The organism is Enterobacter sp. SCRI0065 (assembly GCF_059766475.1).
Map to the genome: position 1 here is coordinate 459,079 of NZ_JCBAJB010000002.1, position 17,102 is coordinate 476,180.

Here is a 17,102-nt window from a genome sequence, read left to right on the forward strand (position 1 = left end):
AAATGGTTTGAGTGTAGTCATTCACTTAGAATCTGAATACTCAGGGGCAAAGACTTATTTTTTTAGGTGAGGATTAAGGGTACATATTCCCGTGAGTCAATAGCTGATGTGATATAGGTTTGGTCTTTGACGCCCAAAATTGCGACAAGGAGTCTGCATACCAATGCCTCCATCTGTACAATTAAATTAGTGGGTAGATTGTGCTGGTTAGCACCTTTAAAGCTGGAGAAGCCTAATGGTTGACCAAAGAAAATAGCCTCATGGAAATTATCATTTCTAAGAGAGGCAATACCCTCTTTTCCTGTAGACCAAAATGGTACGGGCATACATAGTTCGCTACACATCCATTCAATTCGCTCTGAGTGTCTTGGTTGACGATCTACGCGAGGGCTTCCTTCCCATAAGATTTTAAAGCATCCATCAATTGCCATATACAAGTATTGAAATCTCTCAAAACCCATAGCTTGGGGGTACTGAGATAGAAATAAAGCATGCACAACAGCTGGTAAGCGTGGAATTGCATGATGATTTTTTTTATCTTCAATGAAATCCAGAGATATGTTTATGATGCTTCGAGTATTAGCAGGTGTCATTACAAAGTCGACTAGCTTATTAGGTTTAATTGATGCAGCATCGAGAAAACCTGCGTCAGTAGTTGTAAGCCTAATACCCATGAAAAATGATAAGCACCATATAACGAAATTTAAGCCATCGGAGCTCCACTTGCCATTTAACTGGAGGTAATGTGTTTTTGGTAAACCAAACACCCTGGTGTTATATGGCATAGATTTTATTCCATTCGCCATGATATGCACCTGTTTTGCTCCAGGGTAAATCCAATCTTTGACTACATTTGGATGACTGTTAACATCAACTATTGATTGATGCAAACTTGGTGAAGTCTTCACGCTAAAACGTTGATCCTCTATGTCTATTGCGTATGGATAGTATCCGAATGCTGCGCAAACCCTTGAAGCATTACCTTTGGGATTCATATCTTTCAATGGGGTACCTGCAAAATTTTCATGCTAATGCTAAAACTATATCAGTAAAAAAGGTGCTCTGAATATGGCATTTTTCTTGATGAATTCAGTGCTTTTAGGGACGTGCGTTTCTTAGCTGCATGAATTTGCATTTATTATTGATATCGATATTTGCCATCTAGCGCCAGTGCTGGCGCGGCTCAGGCAAACTGATGCACCTGCATCAAAAGCGCCCCATGAAGCGGGCAGGCGTGGCGGGGAAAGCATTGCGCGCCAGTGGTGGTGACGGCATTTAATTTAATGCGCCTGAGGGCGTTGTGGTTGCGCTGTCGCTTCGCGGATCTGCGATGATGCGGTGGTGGTGTTTACGTCGCATGTGGGGTGTCAGAGGCGGTCGATGATGATGCCGCCCGGAGGCGGCATTTTTGGCGGGTTTTATTCTGATTCGAGGCTGTAATCTTTAAAGCGGATCACTTCCATCCCGAGCCAGTCGTTAATCTCTTTGAATCGCTCCTGCAGTGGTGACAGCTCGTTACGCACAAACACCTTTGCTACCTTCTCAACATCCCCCATTGAGCCAATATTCTCGGGCTTGCCGCCCATCAACTGGAACGGCACACGGTGCGCATCGAGCAGGTCAGCGGCGCTCACCTTTTTGATATTGAAAAAGTCATCCTTGGTGGCGACCTCACTCAACGGGACGATCTTAATCCCGTCCGGTTTTCCGTTGGGCGCGTAGAAAAACAGGTTTTTGAAATTCCCGAGTCCCTTTGAGTTGCGCATCGCATCACGCAACGATTCGACGTCCGTGCTGCTTTGCGCAGCGTCGGTCACATACATGATGTAACCCGCGTGCGCGCCATTCTGATAATACTTGCGACGAAACAGCGTGGCGGATTCATTCAGCCAGGCGGAATTAAGCGCGCTCAGGTATTCCGGCATCCCGTAAAGCTCCTGATTGATATCAGGCTCAAGCAAATGGAACACCGAGCCGGGTGCAAATTCGTGCGGCTGGGCGTAGTTCGACACGTACCAGTAAACGCCATCCTCGACACCACGGCGGGTGTATTTTGCCGGGGAGGTTTCCAGCTTCATGAGCTGGCCGGTCACGCTCATTCGCTTCTCAAGGTAGCCATTGGCAAAGACCAGATAATCGAGCACAAGGCGGCTAAAATCCTGACGTGACAGCAACGGGTGCGGGATGTAGGTGCTCGTGAGAATGTTACGTTTTACGTAAATCGGCGAGCTGTGGTGTACGGCGGCGCGCAGGCTTTTCGCCAGCCCCGAGAAATTGACCGGCGGCTCGTACCATTTCCCGTTATTAATACACTCGACATAGTCGAGGATGTCGCGGCGATCCAGAACCGGAGAGGGCTCACCAAAGGTGAACGCCTCCATTTTTTGGGGGGCGCTGGCGGTCATGGTGGCTGGTTTCTTCTGTCGTTTTTTCATCTTAGTTAATATCCAGAATTGAGGTTGAGTGCATCCCGCTCCCTGCGGAAAGCGGTTCGTTTAACAGGGCGTGCATGGTCGCCCATGCGATATCCGCGTGGCTGGCCTCTTCACTGCGGCTGGCTTCATAGGTTGAGCTGCGACCGCTGCTGGTCATGGTTTTACGGATAGCCATAAATGACTGCGTGATATCTGTCGCACCGGCGTCATATTCCAGACACCCGCGTCGAATGGTGTCTTTTGCTTTCAGCACCATCGCGGTCTTCATTTCCGGTGTGTAGCGGATGGCGCGCGCCGCCGGGAAGAATGAGCGCACAAGCTGGTAAACACCCTGGCCGATGCCGGTCGCATCGATGCCGATATAGTCGACGGTGTATTTTTCAGTGAGTGAACGAATGGCCTCGGCCTGCGCCGCAAAGTCCATGCCTTTCCACTGGTGACGCTCAAGGATGCGGAACTTGCCACCGGCAACCAGTGGCGGAGCCAGTACCGCACAGCCTGCGCTGTCGCCGGTGTGTGACGGGTCATAGCCAATCCATACCGGGCGCCAGTTAAACGGACGGTCGGCATATTGTTCAAAGTCCTCCCATTCTTCCATCGCATCGACCATGCAGCGCTGCAGCTCCTCGAACGGGAACACCGACGCCTTGTCGTCGACGAATTCGCACATAAACAGATTGCGGAAATCGTCGGCACTGTTTTCCTGTTTCAGCTGATCCAGATTGAACAGGGTGCAGCCCCCGGCGAGCGCGTCCTCGATGGTGACGATCTGCCGCCACTGCCCATCCGGGCAGAGCACGCCACCGGCGAGCGCTTTGTGGCTGATATCGATGTCGACCCGGTCGGCGGCGCTGCTGCGCCCCCGGTTAAACAGCTCGCCTGACCAGAACGGATAAGCCCCGTGCGCCAGCGTGGATGGGGTTGAGAAATAGGTGGTGCGCAGGTGCGACTGTGACGCCATCCCTGACGCCACTTTGCGCAGCCGCTGGAAATTGGGTATCCAGAAAATTTCATCGACATACAGGTCGCCGTTGTGACTCTGTGCGGTGTTGGAGTTGGTGCCGAGGAAAATCAGCTCTGCGCCGTTGTTACCGATGACAATCGGGTCGCCTGACAGGTCGACGTCGACAAGACGCGCAAAGGCGATGATGTACTTACGGAACACATACGCCTGTGTCTTACTCGCTGACAAAAATATCTGGTTTTGTCCGGTTTTAAGGGCGCGCAGCAGTGACTCACGCGCAAAGTAGAACGTCGCGCCAATCTGACGCGATTTAAGGATGTGGCGAATGCGGTGCTCAAGCCCGGCCTTATGCCAGTTGAGCTGATACTCAAACGACTGGTCGAGGAAAATCTCTTCCAGCTTCTCGATGGCTTCATCGCTAAAGAAATTACGTTTCGGTTTTTTGCGATCGCCTTTGTTGCGGTTCGCCACGTTGGGGTTTAAATCCGCCTCGTTTCCGGTCTGGCCGTAACGATTGACGCGCGCGAGCCGTTCCATCTGGCGCGAAAGAAAATCAGCGACCTTGAAATCATATGGCGTCAGGTCAGGCTTTGCGTAGAGCTGAATCAGCCGCGCCTCTAATGTCGATTCGACACGATTAATCGGCGCGGTGTCCTCCCATCCGTCGCGCTGCTTCCAGCTCTGCACCGTCGGGCGCTTCACCTGCAGCATGTCGCAAATTTGCGGCACGGCGAACCCTTGCCAGTACAACAGGCGCGCCTGTCGTCTTGGGTCATTTAACAGTGATAAGTCGGTCGAAATGGTCATTCTCACCTCGTTTTATTGGTACGAGGCAAGGCTAAGGAAATCATCGCGTGTATTCGCTAAACCCCTGTTGTGTCAGACCTAACAGGAGCGCAAGCGGTGGCTGATGCGGGTCGGAGTCGGGAAACTAACCCCGAACCGAAAACCCAACATCAGGACACCTGAACAATGGCAAAGAAAGTTTCTAAATGGTTTCGCATCGGCGTCGAGGGTGACACCTGCGATGGCCGTGTCATCAGTGGCGATGATATTCAGGATATGGCCGACACGTTCGACCCGCGTGTCTATGGCTGTCGCATCAACCTCGAACATCTGCGCGGCATCCTGCCCGACAGCGTGCTTAAGCGTTATGGCGACGTGACCGAAGTCAAAGCGGAAATCATCAGCGATGACTCGGCGCTGAACGGCAAAAAAGCGCTGTTTGGCAAAATCGCGCCGCTCGACGAGCTGGTGAGCATGGTGAAAGCCGGGCAGAAGGTTTACACCTCGATGGAAATTCGCCCGAACTTTGCCAACAGCGGCAAATGTTACCTCGTGGGCCTCGCCGTCACCGATGACCCGGCAAGCCTCGGCACGGAATACCTCGAATTCTGCAGCCGGGCGACGCAGAACCCGCTCGCCGGTAAAAAAGCCCACCCTGACGACCTGTTTTCCGTTGCCACGCTGGCGGCGCTGGAATTTGAGGATGTTCCCGACACCGTACTCAACAGCCTGACTGACAAGGTTAAGGCGATTTTCGGCCGCAAACAGGCCACTGACGATGCACGTTTTGCTGATGTGCATGAAGCGGTGACGGAAGTCTCTGAACTGGTGCAGACAAACCTCACCGCCACCGACAGCCGCGTCACTGAGCTGGAAACCGCGTTTGCGCAGTTTAAGCAGGAAGTGACCCGCAAGGCAGACGAAAGCGCGCAGGCATTTTCCTCCCTGAAAAGCTCCCTCGATAACACCGAAAGCCAGCGCCAGCCGCGCCGCGAGAAATCCAAAGGCGGGACGGGCGACGAGCTGCTGACTAACTGCTGATACCGCGCCGGGCTCGCTGCCCGGCCTGATGCCCCATTTTTAGAAAACAGGAATAACAATGCGTAAAGAAACCCGCTTTAAATTTAATGCTTACCTGACCCGCGTCGCGGAGCTGAACGGCGTCGAAACCGACGACGTGGCGAAGAAATTCACCGTCGAGCCATCCGTGACGCAGACGCTGATGAATACCCTGCAGCTGTCATCCGCGTTTCTGACCAAAATCAACATCGTGCCGGTCGATGAGCTGAAAGGCGAAAAGGTCGGTGTGGGAGTTAACGGTACCATTGCAAGCACCGCTGATACCGCCGGGGATGATGAGCGTAAGACCGCTGATTTTACGGCGCTTGAATCCAACAAATACGAATGTGCGCAAATCAACTTTGATTTCCATATCCGTTACAAACAGCTCGATCTGTGGGCGCGATTCCAGGACTTCCAGACCCGTATCCGTGACGCGATTATCAAGCGCCAGTCGCTCGACTTCATCATGGCCGGTTTCAACGGTATCGAGCGCGCGGAAACCTCCAACCGCAAAAACAATCCGATGCTGCAGGATGTCGCGGTGGGCTGGCTGCAGAAATACCGAAACGAAGCACCGGCGCGCGTGATGTCAAAAATCACCGACGCAGACGGAAAGGTCATTTCTGATGTGATCCGCGTGGGGGAGAACGGTGACTATCAAAACCTCGACGCGCTGGTGATGGATGCCACGACCAACCTGATTGACGAGATTTATCAGGATGACCCGGAGCTCGTCGTCATCACCGGTCGCAAGCTGCTGGCTGACAAATATTTCCCGATCGTCAACAAGACGCAGGAAAACAGCGAGGCGCTGGCCGCTGACATCATCATCAGCCAGAAACGTATCGGCAACCTGCCTGCCGTGCGCGTGCCGTACTTCCCGGCAAATGCCCTGATGGTGACGCGCCTCGATAACCTGTCTATTTACTTCATGGATGACGCGCACCGCCGCGCCATCATCGAGGAGCCGAAGAAAGACCGCATCGAAAACTACGAGTCGATGAACGTCGATTACGTGGTTGAGGCGTATGCCGCCGGTTGTCTGATTGAAAACATCACCCTCGGCAAATTCGCTGCACCTGAAGACGATAACGGCGGAGAGTAAACCATGACGAGCCCCGCAGCGCTTCACATGATGCGGGTCTCGGCCTCTGAAACCGCGCGGCGGGCTGCTGCTCCGCTGCGCAATGCAACTGCCTATGAGCAGATGCTCGTTAAGCTGGCCGCAGACTCTCGCACGTTAAAACAAATCCGATCCAAAGAGCGCAAGGCAGATAAAAAGCGCGAGCTGCTGCCGTTCTATCTGCCGTGGGTGGAGGGTGTCCTTGCAAATGGCAAGGGCGCACAGGATGACATTGTCATGACCGTCATGCTCTGGCGTCTCGATGCGGATGATATCGCCGGTGCGCTGGAGATTGCCCGATATGCGATGACCTGGGGACTCACGATGCCGGTCGGCGGTCATCGCCGTACCACGCCGTATTTGCTGGCCGAAGAGGTGGCGCTTGCCGCACAGCGCCTGCGTGACACCAGACAGTCACCTGAGCTGGCGCTGCTGCTCGATACCCTTGCGCTGACTGAGCGTGCAGATATGCCCGATATCGTGCGCGCGAAGCTGCACAAAATCACCGGCTACGTGCTGCGTGAGGCAGGGGAACTGCCCGAGGCGCTGGCGCACCTGCAACGTGCGATCCAGTTAGAGCGAACTATCGGCGTGAAAAAGGATATCGAACAGCTTGAGCGCCAGCTCAAGCCTAAACCCGAACCAGCACCGAAAACGAATAAACCCCGCACGCGCAAACCCGCTGCTAAACCGGCGGCCCGGCGCGGGCGTCCACCAAAGGCGGCAAAAGCCGCAGGTTAACCGAACGCTCCCCGAGCCGGGCGGCACGCCGGTCAATGCGGGTATCGCTTGCCCTGACTGCGACCGGCGTCCACCGCCCACCCATTACCCGAGGTTGTCATGACGACACTGATTATTGAGCCCAAAACAACGCCGCAGGACGTGCCGGGCGTGGTGATACCGCCACCGGGCGAGAGTGAGCCGGTGATTAAAAATACCGTTTTTTTTCCTGATGTAGATCCGAAGCGCGTGCGCGAAGAAATACGACTGGAGCAGACCGTGTCCCCTGTGCGCCTGCGCCGGGCGATTAAGACCGCCATCGCGGAGACTAACGCGGAGCTGCGCGACTGGCGCGACCTGCAACTCAACGCCGGTCATGCCACGCTCGCGGATGTTCCGACCGACGAGCTCGACGGCGAGAGCGTGCGCTGCTTCCACTACTTTAACGCCGTGTGCTCGATGACGACCGCCACGCTGTATGAGCGTTATCGCGGCGTGGATGCGACCAGCAAGGGTGACAAAAAGGCCGACAGCATCGACAGCACCATCGATGAAATGTGGCGGGATATGCGCTGGTCAGTGGCGCGTATTCAGGACAAGGCGCGCTGTATCGTGGGGCAAATCTGATGAAGGTTTACGCGATGCAGGGCGACACCCTCGACGCGATATGTGCGCGCTATTACGGGCGCACCGAGGGCGTGGTCGAGACGGTGCTGCAGGCTAATCCGGGGCTGTCTGAGCTGGGCATTATCCTGCCGCACGGCACGGCGATTGAGCTGCCCGAGACCGACAGCGCACCGAAAACCGAAACGGTGAATCTATGGGACTGAGCATGGAAAAAATCACGACGTTTATCGCCTACTGGCTGGCCGTGGGGCTGGCGTACTTCGGGGCGATGTCGCCCGAGAAAATGGCGCTTTATGTGGGTAGCGGTTGCGCCATTTTTACCGCGCTGACGAATCTGTGGTTTAAGCGCAAAACATTCCGCTATCTGCAATCCCTAGGACTGGATAAGGGGGCGATACGTGAGCTCAATCATTAAACGCTGCAGTGTGGCCGCCGTGCTGGCGCTGGCCGTACTGATGCCTGACTTTCGTCTGCTTAACACCTCGCCCGAGGGGCTGGCACTGATTGCCGACCTCGAAGGATGTCGTCTGACGCCTTACCAGTGCAGCGCGGGAGTGTGGACGTCGGGCATCGGCCACACTGCCGGTGTCACCCCGAAAGGGGAAATCACCGAACGACAGGCTGCGGCAAACCTTATCGCGGATGTGCTGAATACCGAGCAACGGCTCGCGGTGTGTGTGCCGGTGGTAATGCCACCGCGCGTGTATGACGCGCTGGTGAGCTTCTCATTCAACGTGGGAACCGGCGCGGCCTGTCGCTCGACTCTGGTGTCGTTTATCAAACGTCAGCAGTGGTCGCAGGCGTGCGACCAGCTCACCCGATGGGTGTTCGTGAACGGCGTCAGAAACAAAGGGCTGGAAAACCGCCGTGCGCGGGAATGGGCTTACTGCATGAAAGGAGTACCTCAATGAAAGCGTTGTTATCTTCTCTGATTTTTAATGTCGTGATTGCCGTTCTACTTGTGCTGGGTTTGAACAATCCCGACGGTGTGGCCGTTAATTTTATTGCCGTCTGGGCGTTATTTGGCTGTTTGGTTTGTATCGGAGGAAGTGTGCTGGCTGCTGTCAGCTATGAGGACTGGTTTGCGAGTCAGTCTGACCCTTACCGAACGCCAAAACACATGGCTATTTTTAGGTCTCTTATCGGAAAGCCCCGCCCACTATGGCGTCGATTTTGGTCTCTGATTCTTTCTGCTGGTACGGTTTTATGCCTGCTTACCGGGGGCAAGGTGTTTATCGCATTCACGTACTTACTTTGGCTGATCCTGTTTAACATGGTTCGTTGTTCGTACCGTCGGCGCATTAAGGAGGCTGGCCTGTGTCCAGAATCATTGTGATATTGCTTGCCGCCGGTCTGGTGCTGGCGTCGGTGCTCTGGCTGCGTCATGAGAACGGCAATTTACGGCGCTCATTCGACAGGGCGAATAAAGTCGCCACCGAACAAAAGACGACTATCGGGATGCTGAAAAATCAGCTTGCCGTGTCGCAACGTATCGCCAGGGCGAATGAGGCCGGTCAGGTCAGGCTCGCTGATGAACTGACTGCCGCCGGTGAGCAGGCGGTAAGGCGCGAACAAACTATCACGAGGTTACTCAATGAAAACGAAGATTTACGCCGCTGGTATCGCGCTGATTTGCCTGATGCTGTGCGCCGGTTGCACACCCGAAAGGCCTGCGCCTCCGCCGGTCATTGTTTATAACGCCTGCCCGAAAGTGAGCCTTTGCCCGATGCCGGGAAGCGAGCCCACGATTAACGGCGATTTGAGTGCCGATATCCGCAGGCTTGAGAATGCGCTCGCCGCCTGCGCGCTCAAGGTCGAGACCACTAAAGACTGTCAGGACAAAATCGATGCAGAAAATGAAAAGTCTGCGCAAGGCACTCACTGATGCCGTGCCGCAGTTAGAAACAAATCCCGAAATGATGCGCATCTTTGCCGACGAGGGGAATATCGATGCACGCCTCGCGGCCTCGCTGTCGCACGAAAAGATGTACACCCTGAATGTGATCGTGTGTGACTTTGTCGGCGACCCCGATTTGATTTTTGTACCGGTGACGGCGTGGCTGCGTGAGAATCAGCCGGATATTTGCACCTCGGATGAGGGGCGCAAAAAGGGCTACCGCTTCCAGATGGATTTAAACGACGGTGACAACGTTGATCTCAGTATCAGTTTGCAGCTTACCGAGCGCACGCTGGTCAGGGAGGAGAACGGCGCGCTGCACGTCAGCTATGCACCTGAGCCGCCATTACCCGAGCCGGTCACGCGCCCGACCGAGCTCTATATCAATGGCGAACTGGTGAGCAAATGGGATGAATGAGTTTAAGCCTTTTGACGATAAGCTCGCCGGGCTGATTGGGGCGCTGTCACCGGCGGGGCGGCGAAAGCTTGCTGCTGCGATTGCGAAAGAGCTGCGAAAATCGCAACAGCAACGGATTAAACTGCAAAAAGCCCCGGATGGCACGCCGTATCAGGCGCGAAAGCGTCAGCCGATCAGGGCAAAAAAAGGGCGTATTAAAAGGGCGATGTTTCAGAAGCTGCGAACCAGCCGCTACATGAAAGCCCGTGGCCGCAATGATACTGCTGTGGTGCAGTTTACCGGTAAGGTGCAACGTATCGTGCAGATCCATCAGTACGGACTTAAAGACAGGCCAACCCCTAATAGTCAGGATGTTCAGTATCCACAGCGTGAGTTGCTGGGATTTAGTCGTGCTGATAAAAAATATATTGAGGAGCTGATAGTTGATTACCTTGGGGATAGTTCAGCCTTTGAATAATTTCGGATGGGAATTTTGCATTTCATTATGATAGTATTTAAAGCGCTTGAATAGCCAGGTTATAGCAGAAACTGTTCCTGCCAAGACATTCGCTACGTAACGATATTACGAGTATTCTGTAGCTTGATAAAAGTGTTAGCGTTACCTTGTGGCTGTTCCAGAACGATAGCCAACGTAACGTTTTTTGGACGATAAGCATTCTAGCTATCAGGAAATATAAATGACGATCTCTTCTACTGCACGCGTTCCGAGTAGCAGTATCATAGCACCAGGCGCAGTGATCGAGGCACATGTCAATATCGGTCCATTTTGTATTATTTCTGCGGATGTTGTTATTGGTGAGGGAACTATTATAGGGTCCCATTCAGTTATTAATGGATTTACAGTTATCGGGTGTGATAATCAGATTGGGCAGTTTTCATCGATAGGTGAAGTGAATCAAGATCTAAAATATAAAAATGAGCCAACCAGGCTAATTATAGGGAGTCGTAACAATATTGGTAACAATGCAACAATCCATCGAGGCACGGCGCAAGATAATAATTACACTATAATAGGTGACGATAATACCCTCCTGAATAACGTTCACATTGGGCATGACTGCATCATTGGTAATAGTACGCACATTGGTGATAACAGCGGCCTGGCAGGACATGTTGCACTGGGTGATGGTGCTGTGGTCGGGTTCATGTGCGCAATCCATCAATTCTGTGTATTAGGTGCATATGCAAATGTTGGGCATCACTCAGGTGTAACTCAGGATATTCCCCCATTTGTTTATGCTAGCGGTAACTATGCTGAACCCAATGGAAGAGACACCACATCCAGATATTTCACCGGGTCGGGTCAGAGCGATCAGAGCTTAATAAAAGGTTGTTACGATATACTTTACAATAAATCACTATCGTTACATGAAGCGAAGGTTATGTTAAAAGAGAGGTTAAATAAGCATCCTGTTGGCGAACTATTCGAATGGTTTTTCCAGCACTCAACACGTGGAATTATCCGTTAGTAGAGTATATATTTAGTTGGATGAGTGTCGAATCTCGAATTATGCGATAGGTAAACAGAATGAAGATTGAAAAATGCTACTGTCAGCAAAATGTGGAATGTGGCATTTAATAGTGGTGGTTCGTTTTAAATACGGCAATTGAAAAATATCTTTAACTATTTTTCGATTGGCTATTCAAGGTTTGGTGGCAGTAAATGTGCAATACCCAGAACGCAAGTTACTCGTGTTCGATATGCAAGAAAAGTTTCTCATTGAACAGTTGATTCTAAGAAAACTGAAGTGAGTTATGGAGAACGTATTCATATATTCTCTATTTTAAGCTGGAGTTATTGATTTAAATAGAGTTGAAGCAGTTTTGTGTGGTTAAGCAGGTCCTTACTGAGTGGTTCCATGTGTTTTATCATAGACGCATGGTAAGCATTCTATTGGTTCTATAGGTAATGAATACTAAAAACTTGTACGTTTCTCATAAGTGGTGCTATGCTAAATTTACTTCATCTGAAGTAAATGGTTGGTAAGCACCTTTTCTGATATTTCAGAAGTCTGTCAATTTATTGATGGACTTTTTTTTGCGTTTTCATGCAGGTCAGATAATGATTGTCAATTAATGTTGGAAATATAAACTAAGCTGATGTGACAAAAGCATGCTTTTTCGTTTGGTATAAGCATAGCTGACACAACATTTCTTTATTGTGATCATGGGATCATGAAAAAACACATGTCTGCTAAAAAAACTTGACTCACGTGAGACTGTTTTCTATTTTTCTAGGTGTGGTGAATCCCCCTATGCGGCGGGTCGAACCAGACACCTTTGCGATATGCTCGCGCTTCTTTGGTCTGGCAAAGAAGCACCGGGAGGCACCCGGCACCACGATTTTAATTTCATGATCATATTTTTCTAACTTTCAAGCATTTATTATTGTAATAATTATTCTGGAGGGCTGGGTTTAATTTAATGAAAAGAGCGGAGTTGGCGACATCACCGTCCGCTAATATATCATTGCTTAGTTTTTGGTTTACCTACGCTATTATTATTGCCTAGTTTCCTTCATGGTTCAATCGGAAATTTTTTAACTTATAGCATGAGTTAATTGGTTTTATTTTTTTAAATATTTCCTGATTGCAATGGAATAGTTCACTTGTATGACTTTCAATATCTCAATTATTTAAAAGTAAGAGGTTGAACAACAAGGGAACGACAGTTTTTTGATCTCGCACAGTATCAGTGTGTTGTTTCATGCCTCTTCAAACTGCATTTAATTGTCGTTGACCATACCAGGCGGCATTCTACCTCCATGAACACATTAAATTCACTTCAGGATATCGCTCGCGCTATGCGCAACCTTATCCGTACCGGCATCGTGACCGACGTCGATCACGATGCTGGGCTCTGTCGCGTCCAGACCGGCGGGATGCAAACCACCTGGCTTAACTGGCTGACCTCCCGCGCCGGTCGCTCGCGTGTGTGGTGGGCTCCTTCCGTTGGCGAGCAGGTGCTGATTCTTGCCATCGGTGGCGAACTCGACACCGCGTTTGTGCTGCCCGCCATTTTCTCGGATGACCATCCCGCGCCGGATGCCTCGCCGGATGCGCTTCACATCGCCTTTCCTGACGGCGCGGTCATTGAGTACGAGCCTGAAAGCGGGGCGCTCACCGTGTCCGGGATTAAAACCGCTGACGTCACCGCGTCAGATTCCCTTACCGCCACTGTGCCGGTGGTGCTGGTCAAAGCTGAAACCCGCATCACGCTCGATACCCCAGAAGTGGTGTGCACTAACAAGCTCATCACCGGCTCACTCGAAGTGCAGAAGGGCGGGACGATGAAAGGAAATATCGAGCACAGCGGCGGGAAACTGACCTCGAACGGCGTGCAGGTGGATGACCACGACCACGGCGGAGTAGAACGCGGCGGTAGCAGAACGGAGGGGACGAAATGACGGTGCGTTATTTAGGTATGAACAGCCACACCGGGCTCAGTATTTCTGAGGCCGACCATATCAGGCAGAGCGTGCGCGACATTCTGGTCACGCCGGTTGGTTCGCGTGTGATGCGCCGTGAATATGGCTCGCTGCTGTCAGCGCTGATTGACCAGCCGCAGACCCCGGCGCTGCGGCTGCAGATTATGGCCGCGTGCTACTCGGCGATCCAGAAGTGGGAGCCACGCGTCAGTCTGTCGACCATCACCTTTGAGCGCGGTGAGGATGACGGCGCGCTGTATGTCGATATTACCGGCACGCGCACCAACTCAAACCAGCCTTTTTCCCTCACTATCCCACTGAGTTAAACGCTATGGCTATTGTTGACCTGAACCAGCTCGCCGCGCCCGATGTCGTGGAAGAGCTGGATTTTGAAACCATCCTGACCGAGCGCAAGGCGACGCTTGTCTCGCTTTATCCCGAAGACCAGCAGGAGGCGGTCGCGCGCACGCTAACGCTTGAATCTGAGCCGATTGTGAAGCTCCTGCAGGAGAACGCTTATCGTGAAGTTATCTGGCGACAGCGTGTCAATGAGTCGGCCCGCGCGGTGATGCTGGCGTATGCCGCAGGGCATGACCTCGATAATCTCGGAGCAAACTACAACGTCGAGCGCCTCGTTATCACGCCAGCCGATGAGACCACGCTGCCGCCGACACCCGCCGTGATGGAATCAGACACCGACTATCGCCTGCGCATTCAACAGGCCTTTGAGGGAATGAGCGTGGCCGGGTCGACCGGTGCGTATCAGTTTCATGGCCGCAGCGCTGACGGGCGGGTCGCCGATATTTCAGTCATCAGCCCGGAGCCTGCCTGCGTGACCGTGTCGGTGTTGTCCCGCGAGACTAACGGCGCGGCGTCCGACGAGCTGCTCGCCGTGGTGCGTGCCGCGCTGAACGATGAGGACGTGAGGCCGGTCGCTGACCGCGTGACCGTCCAGTCGGCGACCATTGTCGACTACACCATCGACGCGGCGCTTTACCTTTATCCCGGCCCCGAAAGCGAGCCGGTGCTCAGTGCCGCAAAAGCGAAGCTGCAGACCTATATCAGCGCACAGCACCGGCTCGGGCGGGATATTCGCAAGTCAGCCATTTATGCCGCGCTCCACGTCGAGGGTGTGCAGCGTGTCGAACTGGTAGCACCCGTGGCCGATATCGTGCTCGATGATACGCAGGCCTCTTTTTGCACCGCGTATAGCGTGACGGTCGGGGGTAACGATGAGTAATAACCGACTGCTGCCGGTCGGCTCGTCACCGCTTGAGGTGGCGGCGGCACGCGCCTGTGCAGATATCGAAAATACCCCCGTCCCGCTGCGCCGTCTGTGGAACGCCGACACCTGCCCGTCAAATTTGCTGCCGTGGCTTGCCTGGGCGTTTTCGGTCGACCGCTGGGATGAAAGCTGGCCGGAAGAAACAAAACGCGAGGTGATCCGCGCGGCGTGGTTTATTCATGCGCACAAAGGGACGATAGGCGCGGTGCGCCGTGTGGTCGAGCCGCTCGGGTATCTGATTAACGTCACAGAATGGTGGGAAACCAACGACCCGCCCGGCACATTCCGCCTCGATATCGGCGTGCTAGAGACCGGCATCACTGAGGAAATGTATTACGAAATGGAGCGGCTGATTGCCGATGCCAAACCCGCGAGCCGCCATCTTATCGGTCTGAATATTATTCAGGATATTCCGGGGCATCTGTATTACGGCGCGCTGACCTATGACGGCGATATCACCACGGTTTACCCCGGATAAGTGAGAGCACAATGACAGTAAAATATAAAACCGTTATCACCAAAGCCGGTGCGGAGAAACTGGCGGCGGCGAGCGTCCCGAACGGGAAGAAAGTCAATTTTGTGGCGATGGCCGTCGGGGATGGCGGCGGGAAACTGCCCGAACCGAACGCCAGTCAGACAAAACTGGTCAATGAGGTCTGGCGTCATACGCTGAATAAAATCAGCCAGGACAAAAAGCACAAAAACTATGTCGTCGCCGAGCTGGTTATTCCGCCAGAGACTGGCGGTTTCTGGCTGCGTGAAATGGGGCTTTACGATGACACCGGCACGCTGATTGCGGTCGGTAATATGGCGGAGAGCTACAAGCCCGAGCTGGCGGAAGGGTCAGGGCGCGCGCAGACCCTGCGCATGGTTATCATGGTGAGCGACATCGAGACGGTCGAGCTGTCCATCGATACCACACTGGTGATGGCAACGCAGGATTATGTCGACGACAAACTCGCGGAGCATGAGCAGTCCCGTCGCCATCCTGACGCCACGCTGAAAGAAAAGGGCTTCACGCAGTTAAGCAGTGCGACCGACAGCGCGTCTGAGGCGCTCGCAGCGACACCGAAAGCGGTCAAGGCGGCGTATGACCTTGCCAGCGGGAAATATACGGCTCAGGACGCGACCACGGCGCAGAAGGGGATTGTCCAGCTCAGTAGCGCAACCGACAGCGCGTCAGAGGCGCTCGCCGCGACGCCGAAAGCGGTCAAGGCGGCGTATGACCTTGCCAGCGGGAAATATACGGCTCAGGAAGCCACCACGACGAGAAAGGGCATTGTCCAGCTAACCAGTGTGACCGATAGCACGTCTGAAGCCTTTGCTGCCACGCCGAAAGCGGTGAAAGCGGCAAATGATAACGCTAACGGGCGTGTACCCTCTGGTCGCAAAGTGAATGGCAGGCCGCTGACGGCTGACATCAGTGTCACCGCGCAGGATATTTTCAACGGTCAGACGGTGGGTATCGGCAATGCGCTCGACTTAAACAACTACACCATACCGGGGCTGTATTACCAGCCAGCGAATGCGCAGGCCATATCCGGAATCAATTACCCCGAGGCCAATGCTGGTTCGCTTGAGGTGTATAAACATGCCGGTGTGACTCAGATTTATCGTGTCTATAACAACTCGCGTAGCTATATCCGCACGTTGTATGGCGGCGTGTGGACCGCCTGGACAAAGCAGTATGACGCGGCGAACAGGCCCACTGCTGCAGAAGTCAATGCGGTATCTAAGGGGGGCGATACGATGACGGGCACGCTGAAGGTTGCCGCTGAGGTGCAGACGACATCCGCAAACAGCTATCGCATGATTTATGGCAGTTACGGGACGATGTGGCGTCAGGACGGTGCCAATTTATATCTGATGATCACAAATGCCGGTGATCAGTATGGCGCGTATAACAGTCTGCGCCCGTTCGCGGTGAATCTGGCAACAGGTGACGTGACCATCAATAAGCTGGGTCTGGTCAATTTCGTTAATTTCGACGCGCGCTACTACACCAAAGCACAGTCCGATGCGGCATGTATGCCGCGCACGGGGGCGTATACCAAAGCCGAAAGTGACGCACGCTATAACCTCAAAAATACAGCCAGCAAGGCGGCGGCGGGGTGGGAAAAAGACAATTCGACAGGCGTCATGAAGCAATGGGGAGTGGCGACGCGCAGTGCAAACTCTACGCGTATTACCTTCCCGACGGCGTTTCCGAATGCCTGTACCGGTGTGCAATTGACGCTCGTCTGGCCGGGTGGTTTTCACGACCAGAATGTCTATGTTCAGAGCCCGGACAAATCAGGCTTCACCTATGTTGCAGGCAGCGGCGAGGTGACAGCCTACTTTGAAGCGCGAGGTTATTAA

General features: G+C 53.3%; 21 protein-coding genes. 18 read left to right on the forward strand and 3 right to left on the reverse strand.

Features of this window, described 5'->3' with window-relative positions; all coding sequences use genetic code 11:
• Positions 1-62: 62 nt before the first annotated feature.
• The 3 genes from AC6EMZ_RS08025 to AC6EMZ_RS08035 all read right to left on the reverse strand — a co-directional run bounded on the left by AC6EMZ_RS08025 (position 63) and on the right by AC6EMZ_RS08035 (position 4,206).
• Positions 63-995: a hypothetical protein gene (locus AC6EMZ_RS08025; protein ID WP_498402300.1), complete on the reverse strand. Its 933-nt coding sequence runs from the start codon at positions 993-995 to the stop codon at positions 63-65.
• Positions 996-1,418: 423 nt separating this feature from the next.
• Entirely contained in the window at positions 1,419-2,435 is a 1,017-nt protein-coding gene (locus AC6EMZ_RS08030; RefSeq protein ID WP_409255330.1) for a phage portal protein, read from the reverse strand.
• Between the two features lies 1 nt (position 2,436).
• Positions 2,437-4,206, reverse strand: a complete 1,770-nt coding sequence (locus AC6EMZ_RS08035) for a terminase ATPase subunit family protein (RefSeq protein ID WP_409255329.1) — start codon at positions 4,204-4,206, stop codon at positions 2,437-2,439.
• 165 nt (positions 4,207-4,371) lie between these two features.
• On the opposite strand from AC6EMZ_RS08035, the gene AC6EMZ_RS08040 reads away from it, so the two are divergent.
• From AC6EMZ_RS08040 to AC6EMZ_RS08125, 18 genes are all read left to right on the forward strand, one after another.
• On the forward strand, positions 4,372-5,226 hold the full coding sequence (locus tag AC6EMZ_RS08040; protein ID WP_409255328.1) for a GPO family capsid scaffolding protein: 855 nt from the start codon (positions 4,372-4,374) through the stop codon (positions 5,224-5,226).
• 58 nt (positions 5,227-5,284) lie between these two features.
• On the forward strand, positions 5,285-6,352 hold the full coding sequence (locus AC6EMZ_RS08045; RefSeq protein ID WP_409255327.1) for a phage major capsid protein, P2 family: 1,068 nt from the start codon (positions 5,285-5,287) through the stop codon (positions 6,350-6,352).
• Between the two features lie 3 nt (positions 6,353-6,355).
• Complete coding sequence (locus AC6EMZ_RS08050; protein WP_498401946.1) at positions 6,356-7,111, forward strand: phage terminase small subunit; 756 nt, start codon at positions 6,356-6,358, stop codon at positions 7,109-7,111.
• A 99-nt stretch (positions 7,112-7,210) separates the two neighbouring features.
• On the forward strand, positions 7,211-7,717 hold the full coding sequence (locus AC6EMZ_RS08055; protein ID WP_409255325.1) for a head completion/stabilization protein: 507 nt from the start codon (positions 7,211-7,213) through the stop codon (positions 7,715-7,717).
• Entirely contained in the window at positions 7,717-7,920 is a 204-nt protein-coding gene (locus AC6EMZ_RS08060; RefSeq protein WP_409255324.1) for a tail protein X, read from the forward strand. Before AC6EMZ_RS08055 ends, AC6EMZ_RS08060 begins: the two co-directional genes overlap by 1 nt.
• Complete coding sequence (locus AC6EMZ_RS08065) at positions 7,911-8,132, forward strand: phage holin family protein (RefSeq protein WP_498401947.1); 222 nt, start codon at positions 7,911-7,913, stop codon at positions 8,130-8,132. Before AC6EMZ_RS08060 ends, AC6EMZ_RS08065 begins: the two co-directional genes overlap by 10 nt.
• Positions 8,116-8,628: a lysozyme gene (locus AC6EMZ_RS08070; RefSeq protein ID WP_449567000.1), complete on the forward strand. Its 513-nt coding sequence runs from the start codon at positions 8,116-8,118 to the stop codon at positions 8,626-8,628. The genes AC6EMZ_RS08065 and AC6EMZ_RS08070 overlap by 17 nt, the downstream gene beginning before the upstream one ends.
• Positions 8,625-9,053, forward strand: coding sequence for a DNZ54_00345 family protein (locus tag AC6EMZ_RS08075; protein ID WP_059179190.1), 429 nt, complete (start codon positions 8,625-8,627; stop codon positions 9,051-9,053). Before AC6EMZ_RS08070 ends, AC6EMZ_RS08075 begins: the two co-directional genes overlap by 4 nt.
• Positions 9,035-9,415, forward strand: coding sequence for an Rz-like lysis system protein LysB (lysB, locus tag AC6EMZ_RS08080; protein ID WP_449567001.1), 381 nt, complete (start codon positions 9,035-9,037; stop codon positions 9,413-9,415). Before AC6EMZ_RS08075 ends, lysB begins: the two co-directional genes overlap by 19 nt.
• On the forward strand, positions 9,312-9,602 hold the full coding sequence (lysC, locus tag AC6EMZ_RS08085; protein WP_449567002.1) for an Rz1-like lysis system protein LysC: 291 nt from the start codon (positions 9,312-9,314) through the stop codon (positions 9,600-9,602). Before lysB ends, lysC begins: the two co-directional genes overlap by 104 nt.
• Positions 9,565-10,032 (forward strand): phage tail protein, encoded by a 468-nt coding sequence (locus AC6EMZ_RS08090; protein ID WP_498401948.1) that lies wholly within the window; start codon positions 9,565-9,567, stop codon positions 10,030-10,032. The genes lysC and AC6EMZ_RS08090 overlap by 38 nt, the downstream gene beginning before the upstream one ends.
• Positions 10,025-10,489: a phage virion morphogenesis protein gene (locus AC6EMZ_RS08095; RefSeq protein WP_059179187.1), complete on the forward strand. Its 465-nt coding sequence runs from the start codon at positions 10,025-10,027 to the stop codon at positions 10,487-10,489. Before AC6EMZ_RS08090 ends, AC6EMZ_RS08095 begins: the two co-directional genes overlap by 8 nt.
• A 220-nt stretch (positions 10,490-10,709) precedes the next feature.
• On the forward strand, positions 10,710-11,501 hold the full coding sequence (gene lpxA, locus AC6EMZ_RS08100; RefSeq protein WP_409255321.1) for an acyl-ACP--UDP-N-acetylglucosamine O-acyltransferase: 792 nt from the start codon (positions 10,710-10,712) through the stop codon (positions 11,499-11,501).
• A 1,295-nt stretch (positions 11,502-12,796) separates the two neighbouring features.
• Entirely contained in the window at positions 12,797-13,438 is a 642-nt protein-coding gene (locus AC6EMZ_RS08105; RefSeq protein WP_123427377.1) for a phage baseplate assembly protein V, read from the forward strand.
• Positions 13,435-13,785, forward strand: coding sequence for a GPW/gp25 family protein (locus AC6EMZ_RS08110; protein ID WP_181826443.1), 351 nt, complete (start codon positions 13,435-13,437; stop codon positions 13,783-13,785). The genes AC6EMZ_RS08105 and AC6EMZ_RS08110 overlap by 4 nt, the downstream gene beginning before the upstream one ends.
• Positions 13,786-13,790: 5 nt before the next feature.
• Positions 13,791-14,699 carry a baseplate assembly protein gene (locus AC6EMZ_RS08115; protein ID WP_409255320.1) on the forward strand — a complete coding sequence of 303 codons (909 nt, stop codon included), beginning with the start codon at positions 13,791-13,793 and terminating at the stop codon, positions 14,697-14,699.
• On the forward strand, positions 14,692-15,222 hold the full coding sequence (locus tag AC6EMZ_RS08120; RefSeq protein ID WP_409255319.1) for a phage tail protein I: 531 nt from the start codon (positions 14,692-14,694) through the stop codon (positions 15,220-15,222). Before AC6EMZ_RS08115 ends, AC6EMZ_RS08120 begins: the two co-directional genes overlap by 8 nt.
• Before the next feature lie 11 nt (positions 15,223-15,233).
• Complete coding sequence (locus tag AC6EMZ_RS08125; protein WP_409255318.1) at positions 15,234-17,102, forward strand: phage tail-collar fiber domain-containing protein; 1,869 nt, start codon at positions 15,234-15,236, stop codon at positions 17,100-17,102.